The organism is Streptomyces sp. bgisy100 (assembly GCF_057709105.1).
Map to the genome: position 1 here is coordinate 25,162 of NZ_JBYITE010000055.1, position 20,264 is coordinate 45,425.

General features: G+C 71.8%; 15 protein-coding genes. 10 read left to right on the forward strand and 5 right to left on the reverse strand.

Features of this window, described 5'->3' with window-relative positions; translation table 11 throughout:
* The first annotated feature begins 137 nt into the window (after nt 1-137).
* Together AC3EQ1_RS27140 and AC3EQ1_RS27145 are read left to right on the forward strand one after the other, a co-directional pair.
* Entirely contained in the window at nt 138-998 is an 861-nt protein-coding gene (locus AC3EQ1_RS27140) for an LLM class F420-dependent oxidoreductase (protein ID WP_432096967.1), read from the forward strand.
* 157 nt (nt 999-1,155) lie between these two features.
* A complete protein-coding gene (locus AC3EQ1_RS27145; RefSeq protein ID WP_432096968.1) occupies nt 1,156-3,765 on the forward strand; it encodes a bifunctional FO biosynthesis protein CofGH in 2,610 nt (869 codons plus the stop codon).
* Nucleotides 3,766-3,836: 71 nt separating this feature from the next.
* Here the strand turns inward: AC3EQ1_RS27145 and AC3EQ1_RS27150 are convergent, their stop codons facing one another.
* Nucleotides 3,837-4,802, reverse strand: coding sequence for a helix-turn-helix domain-containing protein (locus tag AC3EQ1_RS27150; RefSeq protein ID WP_432096969.1), 966 nt, complete (start codon nt 4,800-4,802; stop codon nt 3,837-3,839).
* Nucleotides 4,803-5,159: 357 nt separating this feature from the next.
* On the opposite strand from AC3EQ1_RS27150, the gene AC3EQ1_RS27155 reads away from it, so the two are divergent.
* The 7 genes from AC3EQ1_RS27155 (at nt 5,160) to AC3EQ1_RS27185 (ending at nt 15,389) form a co-directional block, all read left to right on the forward strand.
* Nucleotides 5,160-5,504, forward strand: coding sequence for a hypothetical protein (locus AC3EQ1_RS27155; protein ID WP_432096970.1), 345 nt, complete (start codon nt 5,160-5,162; stop codon nt 5,502-5,504).
* A gap of 280 nt (nt 5,505-5,784) precedes the next feature.
* Complete coding sequence (locus tag AC3EQ1_RS27160) at nt 5,785-8,067, forward strand: hypothetical protein (RefSeq protein ID WP_432096971.1); 2,283 nt, start codon at nt 5,785-5,787, stop codon at nt 8,065-8,067.
* Nucleotides 8,068-8,363: 296 nt separating this feature from the next.
* Nucleotides 8,364-9,704 carry an FG-GAP repeat domain-containing protein gene (locus tag AC3EQ1_RS27165; protein WP_432096972.1) on the forward strand — a complete coding sequence of 447 codons (1,341 nt, stop codon included), beginning with the start codon at nt 8,364-8,366 and terminating at the stop codon, nt 9,702-9,704.
* A gap of 108 nt (nt 9,705-9,812) precedes the next feature.
* Nucleotides 9,813-10,982, forward strand: a complete 1,170-nt coding sequence (locus AC3EQ1_RS27170; RefSeq protein WP_432096973.1) for an FG-GAP-like repeat-containing protein — start codon at nt 9,813-9,815, stop codon at nt 10,980-10,982.
* 47 nt (nt 10,983-11,029) lie between these two features.
* Nucleotides 11,030-12,673: an FG-GAP-like repeat-containing protein gene (locus tag AC3EQ1_RS27175; RefSeq protein ID WP_432096974.1), complete on the forward strand. Its 1,644-nt coding sequence runs from the start codon at nt 11,030-11,032 to the stop codon at nt 12,671-12,673.
* Nucleotides 12,674-12,912: 239 nt separating this feature from the next.
* A complete protein-coding gene (locus AC3EQ1_RS27180) occupies nt 12,913-13,887 on the forward strand; it encodes a DUF8017 domain-containing protein (RefSeq protein ID WP_432096975.1) in 975 nt (324 codons plus the stop codon).
* Between the two features lie 341 nt (nt 13,888-14,228).
* The gene (locus AC3EQ1_RS27185; protein WP_432096976.1) at nt 14,229-15,389 is read left to right on the forward strand and encodes an ADP-ribosylglycohydrolase family protein; all 1,161 of its coding nucleotides are present in this window, start codon (nt 14,229-14,231) and stop codon (nt 15,387-15,389) included.
* Between the two features lie 305 nt (nt 15,390-15,694).
* Here AC3EQ1_RS27185 and AC3EQ1_RS27190 read toward each other — a convergent pair whose 3' ends face one another.
* A complete protein-coding gene (locus AC3EQ1_RS27190; RefSeq protein ID WP_432096977.1) occupies nt 15,695-16,540 on the reverse strand; it encodes a hypothetical protein in 846 nt (281 codons plus the stop codon).
* A 137-nt stretch (nt 16,541-16,677) separates the two neighbouring features.
* Nucleotides 16,678-17,457 carry an SDR family oxidoreductase gene (locus tag AC3EQ1_RS27195; RefSeq protein ID WP_432096979.1) on the reverse strand — a complete coding sequence of 260 codons (780 nt, stop codon included), beginning with the start codon at nt 17,455-17,457 and terminating at the stop codon, nt 16,678-16,680.
* Between the two features lie 252 nt (nt 17,458-17,709).
* Here AC3EQ1_RS27195 and AC3EQ1_RS27200 point away from each other — a divergent pair, with 252 nt between their 5' ends.
* Complete coding sequence (locus tag AC3EQ1_RS27200; RefSeq protein WP_432096980.1) at nt 17,710-18,582, forward strand: hypothetical protein; 873 nt, start codon at nt 17,710-17,712, stop codon at nt 18,580-18,582.
* Between the two features lie 184 nt (nt 18,583-18,766).
* On the opposite strand, the gene AC3EQ1_RS27205 is transcribed toward AC3EQ1_RS27200, so the two are convergent.
* Nucleotides 18,767-18,976, reverse strand: coding sequence for a DUF397 domain-containing protein (locus AC3EQ1_RS27205; protein WP_388853388.1), 210 nt, complete (start codon nt 18,974-18,976; stop codon nt 18,767-18,769).
* 213 nt (nt 18,977-19,189) lie between these two features.
* Nucleotides 19,190-20,047, reverse strand: coding sequence for a helix-turn-helix domain-containing protein (locus tag AC3EQ1_RS27210; RefSeq protein WP_432096978.1), 858 nt, complete (start codon nt 20,045-20,047; stop codon nt 19,190-19,192).
* Nucleotides 20,048-20,264 lie beyond the last annotated feature (217 nt).

Below are 20,264 nucleotides of genomic sequence, written 5' to 3' on the forward strand. Positions count from 1 at the left end.
CCCGCGACGTGGTGCCCGCGCGGCCCGCGCCGGTCCGTCTGTGAACGGCCGGTGACGTGTGCCGGGAGCCGGGTGCGCCGGCCTCGGGAAACGGGCAGGATCAAGGGCCCGGCCCGTTGCCGTCACCGGAGGTGCTCGTGCGCATCGCGACCACGATCTTTCTGACCGATGAGACGATCACGCCCGTGCGGCTCGCCCAGGAGCTGGAGCAGCGCGGCTTCCACGGGCTCTACCTGCCGGAGCACACGCACATCCCGGTCAGCCGGGAGAGCCCGTACCCCGCCGGCGGCCCGCTGCCGCCCGAGTACGGCCGCACCCTCGACCCGTTCGTCGCCCTCGGCCAGGCCGCGGCCGTCACCGAGCGGCTCGGTCTGGGCACCGGCATCACCCTCGTCGCCCAGCACGACCCGATCGGCCTCGCCAAACAGGCCGCCACCCTGGACTTCCTCTCCGGCGGCCGGTTCACCCTCGGCGTCGGCTTCGGGTGGAACGCGGAGGAGGCCGCCGACCACGGGGTGGACTGGCGGAGCCGGCGCGCGATCGTCCGGGACCGGATGGCGCTGATGCGGGCCCTGTGGGCGGCGGAGCCGACGGCGTACGACGGGGAGTTCGGGTCGGTGAGCGCCAGCCAGGCGCACCCCAAGCCGGTGCACGCGCCCCGGGAGCGGGCGGGCGCACCGCCGCTCACCGGACCCCGCACGCTGCTCGGCGGCCGTGCCGGGCCCACGCTGCTCGCACACATCGCGGAGTACGCGGACGGCTGGCTGCCGGTCGGCGGCCGGGGACTGGCCGAGGCGCTGCCGGAGCTGCGCCGGGTCTGGCAGGAGGCGGGGCGGCCCGGGGACGGCCCGGAGGTGGTGCCGTACGCCGTCCTCCCCTCCCCGGGGAAGCTCGCCCACTACGCCGAGCTGGGCATCGAGGAGGTCGTGCTGCAACTGCCGCCCGCGGACGAGGCGGAGGTCCTGCGGACCCTCGACGCCTACGCGCAGTACCTCTGAGGCCGGCCGGGCCGGTACCTCCGAGGCAGGCCCGCGCGGAGCCGGCCCCGCACTCCGGCCCGTCCCGGCGGCCGGGCCGCCGCGCCGTGATCAGCCGCACACATCCCCGGCCCCCGCGGGGCCTTTCGCTGCTGGTGAGCGCTCGTATGCTCGGGGGATGACGACCAGCGCGCAGGGGACCGACCAGCCCGGACCGACCGCGAACGCCATGCGCCGGGCGTTGCGCCGGGCCCGCGACGGCGTGGCCCTGGACACGGCCGAGGCCGCCGTCCTGCTCCGGGCCCGGGGGACCGATCTGGAGGACCTGATGGCCTCCGCCGCCCGGGTGCGCGACGCCGGACTGGAGGCCGCCGGCCGCCCCGGAGTGATCACCTACTCCCGCAGTGTCTTCATCCCGCTCACCCGGCTCTGTCGCGACCGCTGCCACTACTGCACGTTCGCCACCGTGCCCGGCAAGCTCCGCCGGGCGGGCCACGGGATGTTCATGTCTCCCGACGAGGTGCTGGACATCGCCCGGCGCGGCGCCGAAATGGGCTGCAAGGAGGCCCTCTTCACGCTCGGGGACCGCCCCGAGGACCGCTGGCCCGAGGCGCGCGAGTGGCTGGAGGCCGAGGGCTACGACGACACGATCGCCTATGTGCGGGCCATGGCGATCCGCGTCCTGGAGGAGACCGGGCTGCTGCCGCACCTCAACCCGGGCGTCATGTCCTGGACGGACTTCCAGCGGCTCAAGCCGGTGGCGCCCTCGATGGGCATGATGCTGGAGACCACGGCCGAGCGGCTGTGGAGCGAACCCGGAGGCCCGCACCACGGCTCCCCGGACAAGGAGCCGGCCGTCCGGCTGCGGGTCCTGGAGGACGCGGGACGCTCCAACGTCCCGTTCACCAGCGGACTGCTGATCGGGATCGGTGAGACGCACGAGGAGCGGGCCGAGTCGCTGTTCGCGCTGCGCCGCGTCTCCCGCGCCTACCACGGTCTCCAGGAAGTCATCGTGCAGAACTTCCGCGCCAAGCCGGACACGGCCATGCGCGGTATGCCGGACGCCGAGCTGGAGGAACTGGCCGCCACCGTCGCCGTCGCCCGCCACATCCTCGGCCCCTCCGGCTGCATCCAGGCACCGCCGAACCTGGTCGACGCGGAGTACGCGATGCTCATCGGCGCCGGGATCGACGACTGGGGCGGCGTCTCGCCGCTCACCCCGGACCACGTCAACCCCGAACGCCCCTGGCCGCAGATCGATGAACTCACCGAGCGCTCCGCCGCCGCCGGCTTCCGGCTGCGGGAGCGCCTGTCCGTGTACCCCGAGTACGTCCTGAAGGGTGAGCCCTGGCTGGACCCGCGGCTGCTGCCGCACGTCCGCGCGCTGGCCGACCCGGAGACCGGGCTGGCCAAGGAGGACGCCCTGCCCGTCGGGCTGCCCTGGCAGGAGCCCGACGAGGGCTTCGCCGCCTCCGGCCGCACCGAACTGCACCGCACCATCGACACCGACGGCCGCACCGCCGACCGGCGGGAGGACTTCGACGAGGTCTACGGCGACTGGGAGGTGCTGCGCGAGGCCGCGGCCCCCGGCATGGCGCCGTCCCGGCTGGACGGCGACGTCCGCGCCGCGCTCGCCACCGCGGCCGACGACCCCACGAAGCTCACCGACGCCGAGGCCCTGGCGCTGCTGCACGCCGACGGCCCCGCGCTGGACGCCCTCTGCCGGATCGCCGACGACCTGCGCCGCTCGACCGTCGGCGACGACGTCACCTACATCGTCACCCGCAACATCAACTTCACCAACGTCTGTTACACCGGCTGCCGGTTCTGCGCCTTCGCCCAGCGCCGCACCGACGCCGACGCCTACACCCTGTCGCTGTCCCAGGTCGCCGACCGGGCCGGGCAGGCGTGGGACGTGGGCGCGACCGAGGTCTGCATGCAGGGCGGCATCCACCCCGATCTGCCGGGCACCGCGTACTTCGACATCGCGCGGGCGGTGAAGGAGCGTGTCCCCGGCATGCATGTGCACGCCTTCTCCCCGATGGAGGTCGTCAACGGGGCCACCCGCACGGGCATGTCCATCCCCGCGTGGCTGGAGGCGGCCAAGGAAGCCGGCCTGGACAGCATCCCCGGCACCGCCGCCGAGATCCTGGACGACGAGGTCCGCTGGATCCTGACCAAGGGCAAACTGCCCACCGCCACCTGGGTCGAGGTCATCAAGGCGGCGCACGCGCTCGGCATCCGCTCCTCCTCCACCATGATGTACGGCCATGTGGACCAGCCGCGGCACTGGCTCGGCCACTTCCGGCTGCTCGCCGAGATCCAGCAGGCGGCGCTCGCCGGGGGACACCAGGGCTTCACCGAGTTCGTGACGCTGCCGTTCATCCACACCAACGCGCCCGTCTACCTGGCCGGTATCGCCCGGCCCGGCCCCACCGACCGGGACAACCGCGCGGTCATCGCGATGGCCCGGCTGCTGCTGCACCCGCACATCCCCAACATCCAGACCAGCTGGGTGAAGCTGGGCACCGAGGGCGCGGCGGAGATGCTGCGGTCGGGCGCCAACGACCTGGGCGGCACGCTGATGGAGGAGACCATCTCCCGGATGGCGGGATCGAGTTACGGCTCGTACCGCTCGATCCGGGACCTGGTGGCGATCGCCGAGGCCGCCGGACGCCCCGCCCGGCAGCGGACCACCACTTACGGCGAGGTCCCGGCCGAACGCCAGGAGTCGGCCCTCGCCTCCGACGGACACCTCCCCGAACTGCTGCCGGTGGTGGGGGACTAGGCCCTGTCTCGGGCGAGTCCGCACGGAGACGCACGACCCGTAGTCCTCCCGGCCGCGACCCACCCGGGCGCTCAGCCCGGGTGCTGTTGCCGGTAGTCCTTGGGCGGAAGGCCGTATGCGGCGCGGAAGGCGCGGCTGAATTCGGATGCCCGGGAATAGCCCCAGCGGCGGGCTATCGCGTGGATCGGCGTGCTGCGCAGCGCGGGGTCGGTGAGGTCGTGGAGGGCTGCTTCCAGGCGCAGGTGGCGTATTCGGGCAGCGACTGTGGTGCCTTCGCTGTGGAAGAGGCGGTGAAGGTACCGGACGGAAATGTGGTGCGCGGCGGCGATTGCGGCCGGGGTGAGCTGAGAGTCGTGCAGGTTCTGCCGGATGAATTCCTGGACGCGCAGCAGGAGAATCCGCTGGTGGGTTTCGGGAGGCAGGTCGTCCGCTGTCTCCAGCGTGTGCGCGAAGAGCATGGCGACCAGGTCTGTCACGACAGTTCCCAGGCGGGGGCCGTCGCTCGGCAGGTAGCTGCTGGTGTCGTCCGCCAGCTGGGTGAGGAACTGTGCCAGCAGGACCCCCATTCCGGTCCGGCCGGGCAGCCGGCTGCCGACCACGCGGTCGGCGGCACCGCGGGGCAAGGGCAGAACCGCCTTGGGGATTTCGAGTCCGATGGTCCTGATCACCTCCCCGTGCGCGTGGATCTCATACGGCACGGATGAGTCGTTGCAGTGGAAGTCGTAGGGTCGGTACTGGGTATTCCGCTTTTTCCAGGCCGCCACCCCGCATCCGTTGAGCAACAGTGAGAGGTGGAAGACCTCCGGGTCGGACTGGCGGATCTGTTTCGCCGTGCGGCGGAAGACGAGGGGATGGTAGGCAGCCGGCCACACGGACACCGTGCCCAGATCCAGTATCCGCTGGACAGCCCGGTAGTCATGGGCGTGCTCGCTGCTGAGATGCATGGGCGCATGGGTTTGCCCGAGGCGTTCCTGCCAGTAGTCGAACCGGTCCGCCACGGGCACGGTGTCACTCCGGAACACTGTCTCGTTCAACAATTCTCTCCCCGTTCGCGTGCAGGCAACCGAGCCGCGCCCCATTCTGCTGCAGTTCGCGCACCGGGGAATCCAAGGCCGGTACTGGCACCCGCACTTCCGGAATGCTGCACTTCAGTTCTCGTGGTCGCGGCCGGGCGGGTGTCGCGAATGGCGGCCCGGGTATCCGGAGGGGGCTGTGTCATATCGACGCGCCGTAGCCGCTCTTGTGTGCGCTCATTGTCAACGGTTCTGTTCACCCGATGCTAACGACGCTGTGGTGGCTTTCCATGATTCTGGTGAACATCCGCCGACAGGGGCGGTTTTGGAATCGGGAAGGCCCGCCCATCGCGCCGGTCTTCCTCGGAAGGAATTCACACCATGATGAAGAAGACGGTTGTGGGACTCGTCATTGCGGGTGCGGCGCTTCTGGGGGCGTCGCCGGCGTCGGCTGCCTTCGAGAGCTATTCCCCCGAAGGCAAGGCCGGTTCCTGGAGCCAGAAGAACGACACCCAGGTCGCGGTGAAGATTCACACCAGGGGAACGAAGGCCTATGCGAATTACTACCGCACGACGGACAGCGAGAACTTCTACACCCTGTGGAACAAGTCGGGGATCAAGGGCAACACCACGTACAGCGGCATCGGCGGCAAGGTGACCGACCTGCGGACGTGCAACTCGCAGACGGGTTGGGACCCCTGCAGCGACTGGGAAATCGCCGGTTGACGGCACTCCGGGCGGCGGGCGGCGCCTGCCGCCCGGATGCAGTGCCTGAGTGAGGCAGTACCTGAGTGAGGCAGGGCGGGAGGGGCGGTTCGACGACCGGCCTTCCCGCCCGGCTCTGCGGGACGGCGGAAGCGGAGAGGGACCCAGTGGGCCGCAACAAGGACGAAGCGGGGGAGGACCGGACCCCGTTGAACGGCACAGGGCCGCATGACGCACGGGCCGGCCGTGCCCTGCCGGACGGCGTGGCCCTCCGGACGAGGGCCCGGGCGGTGACGGGCCCATGAAGCGGACCTCGCCGCTGTGGCGGCTGCTGCGGATGGGCCGGGCGTCGGCCAAGGGCGCGGGCCCCGGCCGAGTTCGGTTCGTCGCTCTGCTGCTGGCCACCGCGGTCCTGAGCCTCGGCCTGTCGGCGGTGGCGGCGACGTACGCCGTGTACGACGGGATCGAGCACCGGACACAGAACCGCGCACTGCGGTTCCGTGACGACTTTCCCTCGCGCCCGGTGACGGCAACGGCGATGCTCGACTTCGAGAAGGCCGAAGGACGGCAGTTCGCTCTGGTCCACCTGCGTCCGCTGTCCCCGCGTCCGGAGCCGCCACCGGGTGTCGACCGCTGGCCCGCTCCCGGGGAAGCCGTGCTGTCCCCGGCGCTGGCCCGGGCCTTGCGGTCCGAAGGGGCGCCGGAGCGGTACGGCCGGACGGCGGGGACGATCCGTGACGAGGGCCTGGCCCATCCCGGCGAGCGGTTCGCCTATGTCAATCCCACGGACCGACAGCTGGACACCCGGCGTTCGCATCCGGTCGTCGGCTTCGGCGACCGCGGTATGCCCACCGGTGACATCCGCTTCATCCCCGACCGTGCGACGTTCCTCCCGGTCCTCCTGCTGCTCCTCGTGCCGGGCGCGGTGCTGGCGCTCGTCGCGGTCCGGCTGGGCTCCCCGGGCCGGGACCGGCGCAGGGCACTGCTCGGCGTGCTGGGTGTCGGCAGAGCCCAGCGGGCTCTGTTCACCCTCGCGGAGGCCGCGGTGCCCGTGGCGGCCGGCGCCGTGGTCGGTACCCTCCCCACGCTGTTCGTGATGGCCGTCGGCGACGTGCGGCTTCCCTGGGTCGACTACTGGCTGTCGTCAGCGGACCTGCGGAACGGGTGGCCGGCGTCGGCTCTCGCCGGATGCGGCGGGGCGGTGGTGATGGCGCTGCTTCTCGTCGCGTTCCTCCGTCCGGCAAGGCAGCGGACACCGGGACCGACGCGACGTGCCCTGCACCGGTACCGGGTGACGGAGCGGGCGGCGTTCGCCTGCCCTCTGCTGCTCTTCGCGACCGTCTGGGGACCGGCGCAGCTGGACCCCGCGGGCCCCGGCGCCCTCCGGGAGACGCTCTACACCGCTGGGGTCGTGGCCGTGCTGGCGACCCTGCCCTGCGCGGTCGCGGTCGGTGCCGCGGCGCTCGGCCGGCGGCTCGCCCGGCGGGCGAGCCGCACCGGTGACGAGGGCGCCCTGCTCGCCGGCCGGTACCTCACCGCACACCGGGGAGTGACGGTGCGCCTGGCCGCCGGGGTCGCCGTCGCTCTCGCACTCGTCGGCCATCTGCACCTCGAGGGCACACGGGTGGGGGAGCACGCACGGGCCGCCCAGATCACGGCCGGCCGCGTCGGTGACCGTGTACTGCTCCTGAAACTCTCCGATCACCTGCCCCGGGAGCGGGTGAGCACGGCGCTCCACGGCCTCCCGGCAGGCGTCGGGACGCTCGCCGTGTACCCGACGGGCGATCCGGGATCCCGCACGCCCGCCCGGATTCAGGGCGCCTGTCCGCTCCTGCGGACCCTCCAACTCCGCTGTCCGGAACGGCCCACGCTCGTCTCCTCACGCATGGCCGACCCGCGTCTGGTGGAAGCGCTCCGTTGGGTGAGCCCCGTGGTGGACCGCTTCGAGGTGCGGCAGGGGGCGCCGCTTCCCGGCCGCTCGGCGGTCCGCCCGGTGAGGCTGGTGCTCGTCGCCTCCGACGGTGGCGCCCTGCCCCGGACGAGGATCGAACAGACGCTGAGGGACGAACTGCCGGTCGCCTCCGCGGGCGTCGGCGCGCCGGGCGCCGAATGGCTCGGAGGCGTGAGGGACGCCGGCACCCGCGGGAAGTGGATCGTCCTCCTCGGCCTGCCGGGCATGCTGACCCTCGCCCTGGCCCTCGCCCTCGCCGGTCTCTCCGCATTCCTCGACTTCGGTCGCAGGAGCGGGCAGCCCGGCGCGCTCGCCGGCAGGCGGTCCGCTGCGTACGCGTCGGCGGCCTGGGCCCTGGCCGCGCCGTTGTCGGCGGCGTTCGTCATGGGGGCGGTCGCAGCCGGCTGGCTGGCTGCTCCCCGGGAAGCGGCCGGCGACGGCGTGGGACTGTCGGGTGGCGTTCTCGCCGTCGCAGCAGGAGGACTTGCGGTCCTGACGGTCCTGATCTGCTGGTGGGGCGCACGGGCCGCAGTTCGTCAGGCCCGGCGGCACCCGGCCGGCGTGGGGAACACCCGCCAGGGGCGCCCCGGGCACCGGTTGGCCCCGCGCCGGACGCGCGAACCGGCCTCGTAGCACAGACCAAACGTTTCACCACCGTCCGGAGGACGGCGGATGCAGCGCTGCCCGAGCGGACCTCACGCCGCCGGTACCTGCTCGCGCCGTCCCCGGAGAACCTCTCGACCACTGCAGACGGAGCCCCGGGACGCCGGCGTCCGTCGGGACCGGCATCGGTTCCGATGCGCCCGGCGGTTGCCCAGGACCGCCTCCCGCCCACGAGCGAAAGGAGCTCGTGGTGCCGCAGCCGGTTCCGGATCACCGGACCGGCCCGGCTTTCTCATCCCTGCACCACCGATCACAGGAGATTCCGCATGTCCCAAAGACCCGCACGCCCCGCCGTCCGGACCGCGGTTGTCGCGGCCTCCCTCGCCGCCGTCGTCCTCGGGGTGACCGCGCCCTCCCAGGCGGAGCCCGTCTCCCGGGCACCGAAGGCGTCGGTCGCCGCGCCGAGCGTCTCCAGCGTGGGCGGCGCCATATCCCGGACCGAGATGATCCAGCGGGCGCAGTACTGGGTCGACGAGGGCGTTCCCTACAGCCAGTCGCGCTACTACCGCGATCCCCAGGGGCGTACCTACCGCACGGACTGCTCCGGCATGGTGTCCATGGCCTGGCATCTGCCCACGAGCGCCACCACCTGGACGCTGCCCAACTACTCCACGCGCCTCGGCAGCCTCGACGACCTGAAGCCGGGCGACATCCTCAACAACATCGACCGGCATGTGGTGATCTTCGCGAGCTGGACCGACTCCAGCCACACGACGGCGAACATCATGGAAGAGGCCCGCACCGGCACCAACGCCCGGAAGTCCACGTACAGCCGCAACTACATCAACAGCAACGGGTTCAAGCCCTACCGCTACAACAAGGTCACCGATGCCCCGGTGCCCGATCCGGACAAGGGCATGACCAATGTCACCGCGGTCGGGGACCTCACGGGTGACGGAAAGAACGACGTCATCGCGGTGGAGACCGCGACCGGTGACCTGTACCGCTACGCCGGCCCCGATTACGTCGGCTCCAGAGCACGAGTGAAGATCGGCAACGGCTGGAATTCCATCAGCAACATCGTGGGTGTCGGCGATCTGACGGGTGACGGCGTGGCCGACATCATCGCGGTCGACGCGGAGAACGGGAATCTGTACCGCTACTCCGGCCCGAACTACAACGGCGGATCCCGCGTCAAGATCGGCACCAAGTGGGACTCGATGACCGACATCGCGGCGGTCGGCGATCTGACCGGTGACGGGAAGCCGGACATCATCGCGGTGGAGAAGTCCACCGGCAACCTGTACCGCTACTCCGGCCCGAACTACAGCGGTGGTTCCCGGGTCAAGATCGGCAACGGCTGGAACGCGATGTCGACCATCGTGGGCGTCGGCGATCTGACGGGTGACGGTGTGGCCGACATCGTCGCGGTCGACGCGGAGAACGGGAATCTGTACCGCTACTCCGGCCCGAAGTACAACGGCGGATCCCGCGTCCAGATCGGCACCAAGTGGGGTTCGATGATCAACATCACGGGTGTCGGTGACATCACCGGGGACAAGGTCCCGGACCTGCTCGCGGTCGAGCAGGCCACCGGCAAGCTGTTCCGCTACTCCGGCCCCGACTTCAAGGGCGGCAGCCGCGTCCAGATCGGCACCCACTGGTGACCCCGGCCAGGAACTGACGTCCCCGTACTCGTGGTGAGGCCGTCCGCGGCGGCCTCACCACGAGTGCCCCTCGAAGTCCGTCACCGCACGACCGGAGGAAGAACCCGCATGCCCAGACCCGTTCACCATCCGCAGCACCGGCGCACCAAGCCGGTCCTGACGGCGCTGCTCAGCGCTCCCCTCGCCGCACTCACTCTCTCCCTGCTCACCGCCCCCGCAGCGCAGGCGGCCTCCGTCAGCACCTGGGACAAGGTGGCGCAGTGCGAATCCGGCGGCAACTGGAGCATCAACACCGGAAACCGCTACTACGGCGGGCTCCAGTTCGCGAAGTCCACCTGGGATGCCTTCGGCGGCAAGCGATACGCGTCCTACCCGCACAATGCCAGCAAGGAACAGCAGATACGCATCGGTGAGAAGGTCCTGGCCACCCAGGGGGAGGGTGCCTGGCCCGACTGCGGCCCCCGCGCCGGCCTCGGGAACGATCACGCCGATCCGTATCCGGCCGAACCGCCCACGCCACAGTCCGAGATGGCGAACCTCACCCCGGTCGGCGACCTCACCGGAGACGGGAAGCCCGACATGCTCGCCGTCGAGGTCTCGACCGGGGATCTGTACCGCTACGCCGGGCCCGGCTACGGAGGCTCCGGTGCCCGGGTGAAACTCGGCTACGGCTGGAACGCCATGAGCGACATCGTGGGCACCGGGGATCTGACCGGTGACGGCGTGGCGGACATCATCGCCCTCGACAAGCAATCCGGTGACCTGTACCGCTACTCCGGACCCCACTACAACGGCCGCACCAAGGTCAGGATCGGCACCAAGTGGGACTCCATGACCAATATCGCGGCGGTCGGTGACCTGACCGGTGACGGGAAGGCGGACATCGTCGCGGTGGAGAAGTCCACCGGCAAGCTGTTCCGTTACTCCGGTCCCGACTTCAAGGGCGGCAGCCGCGTCCAGATCGGCACGGGCTGGAACGCGATGTCCTCCGTCGTGGGAGCCGGCGATCTGACCGGTGACGGGAAGGCGGACATCGTCGCGGTGGAGAAGTCCACCGGCAACCTGTACCGCTACTCGGGCCCGGACTTCAGCGGTGCCACGAAGGTGAAGATCGGTACCAAGTGGGGTTCGATGATCAACCTCACGGGTGTCGGTGACATCACCGGGGACAAGGTCCCGGACCTGCTCGCGGTGGAGAAGTCCACGGGCAAGCTGTTCCGTTACTCCGGGCCGGACTTCAAGGGCGGCAGCCGCGTCCAGATCGGCACCCACTGGTAGGCGCGGGAGCCCGATCGACCTCTCCGACCCCTCACCGGGAGATTCTTGTGCGACACATCAGGACCCTCTGGGCCGCCCTGAGCACGGCGGCTCTGGCGTTCGCCGGAACCGCGGCCCTGGCGCCGTCCGCCCTGGCGGACAGCGTGCCGTCCGGCAGCGCACCGCCGCTGCGGTTCGTCAGCTACAACATCTGCGGCAACAAGTGCGGTGCCGGGTACGACAATCAGCGACGGATCGACACCGTCGTCGCGGAGGCGTCCGGCTCCGGCTGGAAGGCCGACCAGATCCACCTCCAGGAGGTGTGCCGGACACAGTACGACGCCATTCGCGGCCGCCTAGCCCCGAAGGGTTTCCAGGGGCTGTTCACCGAGACGCTGTCCGGGGACGCGAACATCTGCGGCGGCAGCGACTACGGGGTGGCCGTGCTCGTCAAGGGGCCGCTCTCGGACACCAAGGTGCTCGACCTCACGGTGGGCGGCGAAAGCGAGCCCATCAAAGTCCCCTGCGTGAAGAGTTCTCTGCAGGGCCGGGCGAACTGGGCCTGCTCGGTCCACCTCTACTGGGGAGAGGAGGAGTACCGCAACGCCGAAGCGCGCGCCTTGGCCGCGCAGGCGAAGCAGTGGGAGGACTCCGGTGTTCCGGTGGTGCTCGCCGGCGACTTCAACAACCGTCCCCGTACGACAGCGCTGTCCAGCTTCTACGACCGGGGCATCAACGACGGCGGGCAGGGCACCTTCGTCGAGGCCGACGAGACCGACAAGGACCACTTCGACCCGGCCGCCTGCACCGCGGCGACGCGCCGTTGCCGGTCCGGTGAGCCCACCTTCGGCGAACGGAAGATCGACTACGTCTTCCTCAGCTCCCGCTACGTCAAGGGCGTCAAGGGCGATGCGCTGCCCCTCGACCCCAAGGTCTCCGACCACCGGATGCTCCGCGCCGCGGCCACCTGGGCCGACTGCGGACCCTCGGCGTCCGGACCGGGGCCGCTCGTCCGGCGGGACGCGGACGGGGCGCTGTTCACGCACCCGCGCAGTGCGGACGGGACCGTGTCCGGAGGGTGCAAGGTCGGTACGGGCTGGAACCCCATGCGGATGGTCGCCCGCAACGGCAAGGACCTGATCGCCGTCGACCCGGACGGGAAGCTCTGGCGCTACCCGGCCGACGCCGCCTCCGGTTCGTACTCCGGCTCCACCCGGGTCGAGGTGGGCCAGGGCTGGCAGCCGATGAACACCCTGCTCGCCCCCGGTGACTTCTCCGGTGACGCCAGAGCCGATCTGATCGGCCGGGACGGCGCGGGTGACCTGTTGCTGTACCCCGGCAGTGCGTCCGGCCGCTACGGGACACCCACGAAGATCGGCCATGGCTGGCAGGTGTACGACGCGCTGGCGGCTCCCGGGGATTTCTCGGGTGACGGCAAGGCGGATCTGATCGGTCGTGACGGTGCCGGTGATCTCTGGCTGTACAAGGGCAACGGTGCCGGCGGGTACCGGCCTCGCGCCAAGATCGGCCATGGCTGGCAGGTGTACGACGCGCTGGCGGCTCCCGGGGATTTCTCGGGTGACGGCAAGGCGGATCTGATCGGTCGTGACGGTGCCGGTGATCTCTGGCTGTACAAGGGCAACGGTGCCGACGGGTACCAGCCTCGCGCCCGGATCGGCCACGGCTGGCAGGCAGGGGAACTCCTCATCTGACCTCCGCCGGGAGGGTGCGGTACGGACGGCCGACCGAAGGTGGGGAGGCCGTCGGCGACATCGGCTCCACGCTCCGGTGCCGGCCCCCCCGGGTACCACCTGGGGGGCCATCTCCGGGACCGGCCCGGTCGAACCGGGCGGGCCGGGGCAGTTGGCCGCACATATGGGCAGGGGCCTGTCGCCGCCCTGTCACCGCACACGGACAGGGCGGCGACAGCCGCCTGCATAAGGTGGCCGTCATGTCTTGGCAACAGCACCCCCAGCAGCCCCACCAACCGCAGCAGCCCCAGCAGCCCGGGCCCCAGCAGCCCGGGCAGCCGCCCCAGTACCAGCAGCCGCCCCAGCAGGCCGGCTTCGGTCCGGCGCCCGCCTGGCAGCCGACTCCGCCGCCCGCGCCTCGGCCGCCGCACCGCAACACCAACCGGACGGTGCTGATCGCTGCCGGAGCCGTGGTGGTGCTCTGCGCCGTCGGCGGCGCGATAGCCCTCGCCTCGGGCGGCGACGACAAGCCCAACGGCGCCCGCAAGAAGATCCGTTCCTCCCCGCCGGTCTCCGCTCCGGCCGCCGGCCGCACGGAGGGCCCCGAAGCCCCGAACGCGGGCCCGACGGCGGACGGGCCGATGGTGAAGGGCTGGCAGACGCAGACCCGGGAGGAGCACGACTTCAGCTACGACGTCCCGGGCAAGGCCGAGAAGTGGCAGGTTTTCGACGACGACACCGCCCTGTCCTACAACGACGACAAGGGCAAGCCGATCGTCGTGATGACCGGCGCGGGCAACTACCGCGAGGGCGGCTGCTCCTCGCAGCCCAACCCCGACGGCATCGGGGAGGCGGGGAAGGGACAGCTCGCCACGGTCGGCACCACGGGCGGCGGCAAGGACGGCACCCTCCAGGAGAACGCCCGCAACTGGGCCGGGAACTGGGGCTACATCGCCTATGGCGGCGACGAGCACAAGCCGAAGATGGAGGTCGGCCAGGCCAAGCCGTGGAAGCACAACGGCATCGAGGGGTACACCGCCACCGCCAAGGTCAAGGTCACCAACCGTCCCAGCAAGTGCGTGCCGCCGTCCGCCGTCGCGGTCAGCATCGCCCAGAAGTTCCCGGACGGGACCATGCACGGCTGGGTGCTCTACGCGGACCAGGGGATCAAGAACGCCCTGTCCCCGGCGCAGATCCAGAAGATCATGAAGACCGTGCGGCCCGCGGACGACTGAGCCGGTGTGCCTCCCGGCGGCGCCGGGCCGTGACCTCCACGGCCCAGCGCCGGGCGCGTCCGGGAGCCCCGCATGCCGGAGCCCCCGCACGCCGGAGCCCGCGCACGCCGGAGCCCGCGCGTCGGCTTCCCGCGCACCGGATTCCCGCATGCCGGACTCCCCCGCACGGATCGGCCCGCACGGATTGCCCCGGCCGGGCCCCGTCCGGCGCTGCCGCGGGCGCGGTCCACCCCGTTGCGTACTCGATCAAACCCGACCTCAGGGGCGACTGCTCACATTCCGTTCTCGACTCGGAGCCGACCATTCCCGGTCCATTACAGTGCTGCGCGAGCGGCGACGGGATGTCCTGGGGCGTCGGAACCGGAACGGGAGCGGGAGGGACGCGAGTGAGCGCAGCAGGCACAGCTGTCTGGGGCCGTGCCGAGCAGCAGGACTTCCGCAGCCGCGTCCGCGGCTGCCTGCTCGGCGGCGCGATCGGAGACGCCCTCGGTGCCCCGGTCGCGTTCGAGTCGCTCGAGGGGATCCGCAAGGAGCACGGCCCGAACGGCATCACCGACTACGTCCCCGCGCACGGGCGGCGCGGTGCCGTCACCGACGACACCCAGATGACCCTCTTCACCCTCGACGGGCTCATCCGGGCCCAGGTCCGCCGGGACACCGGGGCCTGGCACCCGCCCACCGACGTCTTCCGGGCCCACCGGCGCTGGGCGGTCACCCAGAGCGACTGGGGACCCGACGAACGGCGCGAGGACGACGGCTGGCTCGCCCGCGAGGAGTGGCTGTACGCCCGCCGGGAGCCCGGCCGGGCCTGCCTGAGCGGCCTGGCCGACGGCGTGATGGGCACCCTCGACCAGCCCCGGAACCCGGACTCCAAGGGCTGCGGCGCCGTGATGCGGTCCGCCCCCTTCGGGCTGCTCGTCGGCTGGGAACCGGAACTCGTCTTCCAGCTCGCCATCGAGTGCGCCGTGCACACCCACGGACACCCCACCGGCTATCTCGCGGCCGGTGCCTTCGCCGTCGTCGTGCACGGACTCGCCCGCGGGGACAGCCTCGACAGCGCCGTCCAGCACGCACTGCGCCAGCTGGCCGCCCGCCCCGGCCACGAGGAGACCACGGACGCTCTGCGGCAGGCGCTGGGTGCCGTGCGCCAGGGCATGCCGACCGCCTCCCGGGTCGAGTCCCTCGGCGGGGGCCGGACCGCCGACGAGGCCCTCGCCATCGGGGTCTACTGCGCGCTGATCGCCGAGGACGTCCGGCACGGCCTGCTGCTCTCCGTCAACCACGGCGGGGACTCCGACTCCACCGGCTCGGTCTGCGGGAATCTGCTCGGCACCCTGCACGGTGAGACGGCGCTGCCGCCGGGGTGGCTGGCCGAGATCGAGGGCCGCCCCACCATCCTCGAACTCGCGGACGACTTCGCGATGGAGATGACTCAGGGCCCCGCGCTGCACAGCCCGGCGGAGTCCGTGCCGGGCTGGCTCGCCCGCTACCCCCGGGCCTGAGGGAGCGGCCGGACGGCCGGCGCTCCGGCGTGTGCCGCGTCCGGACCGCCGCAGCCCCGATGGTCCTCAACCGGTCCGCGGTGCCCGACGTGGCCTCCGGTGCCCGCCGCCGGTCTGCGGTGCCCGACGCGGCCCGCGGTGCCCGTCGCCGGCCTGTGGTGCCCGACGCGGCCCGCGGTGCCCGATGCCGGCCTCCGGTGCCCGTCGTCGGCCTCCGGGGCCCGCCGCTGTTCGGAGCCGGGACGTCGGCGGGCGCGGCCCGTCCCGGCCCTCCGGCGCTCGCGAAGGCGGCCCGGGAGCGTCCCTCACCGAGCGGGCCCACGCCCCAGCGCCGACCGCAGCGTCACGCCGTACCGGCCGCGCAGGCGCCGCACCTCCCACACGGACAGCGCGGTCACCGACAGCGGCCCGCCGAGCAGGAAGGTGTACAGCACCCCGGGCGGGGCGTTGACATCGGCGTCGCCGACGAGATTGAGGACGAAGAGCGACCAGACCAGCAGCGGGGAGAGCAGCGCCGGCAGCAGCTCGTGCACCTCGGCCGTGCGGAAGCAGGAATTCAGCCCCGTCACGAGCGCGATCAGGGTGAAGAGCGCGGCTCCGACGAGCACGGCCACACAGGCCAGGGCCCCCGCCACGAACGCCAGGCCGATGACGATGCCGCTGATGAGCGTGCCGAGGAAGCCGCCCAGCAGGCCCATGAAGAAGTCGTGCGCGCCGATGTCGGCCGTCGAGATGATGTCACCCGAGACCGCCCGCGCCATCAGCCAGACCGTGAACGCCCCCAGCAGCGGCGCGGCCACGGCGCGCAGCGGGCCGCCCAGCCGGCCGGCGTAGCGCCCGCCGAGCGGCGGCCGGGCCGCGAGGACGAAGAAGCCGACGCCGACGATCCCGCCCACCAGCAGGACGCCGCAGCCGATCACCAGCTCCTCCAGCTTGCCCAGCACGAAGGCCTCGCCGCCCTCGCGCAGCGGGTACGACAGCAGCAGCCACGCAGTGGCGAGCAGCCCCAGCGCGGTGCGTCCGCGGTGGAGTCCGCTGATGACGGGGTCCTCGATCATCCCGGGGCGGGAGGGTCGGGTGAGTGCGGCGGCCGAGGAGACCGGGTTCGGTATCGACCGGGTCACGGCGCTCAGGCGCTGCTGGCTGCTCAACGTGGCTCCACGGAAAGGCTCTCGGCCCCCGTGGCCGAGCAGGACCCCGCACCCTAGCGTGATCATGCTCGTGTCATCGAGCCGTTACCGGGCCGCAGGGTGCCCCGTGCCGCAGCCCGCACCTCCCGGACCACCGCTCAGCGCATCACCTCACCGGCGTTGACCAGCAGCGACTGCCCGGTGATCGCCCGGGCGCGGTCGGAGGCCAGAAAGACGACGGCCTCCGCCACGTCCCCGTCCGTCGCCAGGTCCGGAAGCGCCATCCGCTCCGCCAGCCTGCCGAGGACCTCGCCCTCGGGTACGCCCTCGGCCTGTGCCGTCAGCTGGACGAAGGCCTGCACCGGCGGGCCCCACATCCAGCCGGGCTGCACGGTGTTGACGCGGATGCGGTGCGGGCCCAGCTCCCGCGCGAGGGAGTACATCGCGGAGACGAGCGCCCCCTTCGAGGCCGCGTACGCCGCCTGCTGGACCTGGGACGGGGCCACGACCGAGGACTGGGTGCCGATCACGACCACCGAGCCGCCGCGTGCCGTCAGCGCGGGCAGGCAGGCCCGGGTCATCCGCAGCGTGCCCAGCAGGTTCACATCCAGCACCGCGGCCCAGGTGGGGAAGTCGGCGTCCGCCAGACCGCCGAAGCAGGTGTCGAGTGCGGCGACATGGACCACCGCGTCGATCCGCCCGAACCGCTCCACGGCGAGTTCCGCCAGCGCCGCGCACGCGCCCTCGTCGGCGATGTCGGTGGCCCGCCACGCGGTCCGCCCGCCGCCGGGGTCGAGGCGTGCCGCGGCGTCGGCGAGCTTCTCCGGGGTTCTGGCGCCCAGCACGGCGTTGCCGCCCTCCCGCAGTACCGCGGACGCCACCTGATGCCCCAGCCCCGCGCCGACTCCGGACACGAGCACGGTCCTGCCTCGCAGCATGACGACCTCCGGCACATCGGCTCCATCTTGCTGACGGTTCGTCAGGTTACGGTGGCGCCCCGGTGAAGGCCAGAGCCCGGCCGTGGGTTCTGCGGGGTGGGCGGCGGGCCCGGAGCGGGACCGTTGTGCCCCGGGGCGCGATGCCTCTCCTCATCTGACGTGATGTCAGCTAAACCGGTTGCCATGACGGACGAGACACGCGGCACGGACAAGACGAGCGACGAGACGCGCAGCGCGGACGAGACGCGCAGCATGGAGGAGACGGCCAGCGCGGACAGGGCGCGCGGCACGAACGAGACGCGCAGCACGGACTACGGGGAGCTGGCCTCCGTCGGCCCGTACGGAGTGCACCCGGGACACGCCCTCATCACCATGGTCGAGCCGCACCCCGGCCGTGAGTACGCGTACAACCGCTGGTACGAGGACGACCACTTCATCGCCGGCGCCATGGCCATGCCCTGGCTCTACGCGGGCCGCCGCTGGGTCGCCACCCGGGAGCTCCAACTGCTGCGCTACCCGGCCGAGTCCGCCGTGGCCCGGCCGGTCACCGCGGGCTGCTACCTCTCGGTCTACTGGATCACCGACGGCCGCTACGACGACCACATGGCCTGGACCGTCGCCGTCAACAAGCGGCTCAACCGGGACGAGCGGGTGCACCACGACCGCACCCATGTCTTCACCGCGTTCCAGGACCACGAGGCCACCGTCTACCGCGACGGCGCGGCCGGCCCCCGCGACTTCCACGCCCTCGACCACCCCTACGCCGGCCTGCTCCTCCAGGTGATCGACACCGACGGGCCGCGGCAGCGGGCGGAACTCCTGGAGTGGCTGCGCCGCCGCCATCTCCCGCAGCGCCTGCAGGGCTCCCCGGCGGCCATGGTGACCGTCTTCCGCCCCACTCCGCTGCCGACGGACCGTATGTCGTACGTGGCGCAGGTGGCGGGCGTCGACACCCGGCTCACGCTGCTGTGGTTCCTGGAGCAGGACCCGCGGGCGTGCTTCGGGGAGCACTTCGCCGGCCTGGACGGCGACCTCGCCGCCTCCGGCCGGGGCCGGGTGGAGCTGGTCGCCCCCTTCGTCCCGACCGTCCCCGGGACCGACCGCTACGTGGACGAGCTGCGCTGAGGGGCCGTGCGCCATGAGTGCGCGACCCGGGCGGGCATGGCGCAAGGGCCCCGCGGCCGCGCGGCCGTGCCGGAACCCGCTTCGCCGGGGCTCCCGGGCATGGCTGAGCCCCCTCGGCCGGGACGGCGGACCAGTCGAGAGGGCTCCAGGTGAGGCGACGGGCGGCGGGGCCGCCCGGGGCCGGTCAGTCGAGGTCGAAGGCGCCTCGGCCGGCCTCCGCCACGAACGCGGTCCACGCCTCGGGAGCGAAGGCGAGCGAGGGGCCCTCCGGGTCCTTGGAGTCCCGCACGGCGACCGTGCGCGGGGCGGGGGACTTGACCTCGACACACGCGCCGTTCCCGGCGGAGTACGAGGACTTGGTCCAGATGTCCGTGGCGCCTTGCTGAATGGCCATTGCTCTGCTCCGGTTTGTGCCAGGGGGTGGGGTTCGCCAGCGGTCCTTGCTCGATGGCGTGATCGACGCTACTCGCCAACCTGCCTGCCAGAAGCGGTCGTTCACTCGACCGGATGGCATATTCCTGGGATGCTTCCCTGGTGCCGCTGCGGGGTGTACCGTACCGGCGCCTCCCCTGTGGATAAGTTCTGCCTCAACCCGTGCGGCTCCGGCTCAGCGCGTGTAGCCCTTGGCGACATCCGTGATGAACTGCCGTGTCTGCTCCACGTTCAGCGCCTGCGCGCGCAGATGCTCGTACATCACGCTGTAGCTCTGCACGTCGTTCGCCTTCTCCAGGTAGAGGTCGCTCGTCACGCCCTCGAGGTAGACCACGCTGGAGTCGGCGGCGTCCGGGAACTCGAGGATCGTGTACTGCCCGGTGACCCCCGGATGCGCCCCCATGGTGTACGGCATGATCTGCACGGTCACATGCGGCAGTTGGGACAGCTCGATGAGATGGTCCAGCTGGTCGCGCATGATCTGCCGGCCGCCCACCATGCGGCGGACCGTCGACTCGTCGAGCACCGCCCACAGCCGCAGCGGGTTCTCCTCGGAGGTGATCCGCTCCTGCCGCCGGACCCGGACCTGCACCCGCTTCTCGATGTCCGTCTGGGACGCCTCCGGGAGCGCACCGGTGATCACCGCCTCCGCGTACGCCCGGGTCTGCAGCAGGCCGGGCATCACCTGCGGCTCGTACACCCGCAGCGAGGCGGCGTCGGTCTCCAGCCCGATGTAGACGCTGTACGGGATGTCGCCGAACGCATGCCACCAGCCCTGCTGGCGGGAGTCCTTGGCCATCTGCATCAGCGAGTCGACGATCCGGTGGTCCTCGACCTCGTAGACGCCGCACAGATCGCGGACGTCGCGCTGACTGATACTGCGCCGGCCGTTCTCCAGCCTGCTGATCTTCGACTGGGAGACCAGCAGCCGGTCCGCGACTTCTTCGGCCGTCATCCCTTTGAGCTCGCGGAGCCTGCGCAGCTCCTGGCCCAACCGGCGTCGTCTGACCGTTGGATTGACATGGGACGCCACGCGGCTGCACCTCCGACTTGTACCGCTGTTTGTTTCAGCAGACTGCCACTCCGGGCGGCGGCGGCGCTGGGAAATGGCGACAGAGGGTCCCCGTCCGGGCACATGAAGCCACCCGGCCGTGTCCTGGGGCGGCACCGGGGGCGGCCGGGTGCGGGCGGGGCGCCCCGGGGCTGCGGTACCGGGGTGCGGGCGGTGCCGTTCGCGGACGCACACACCG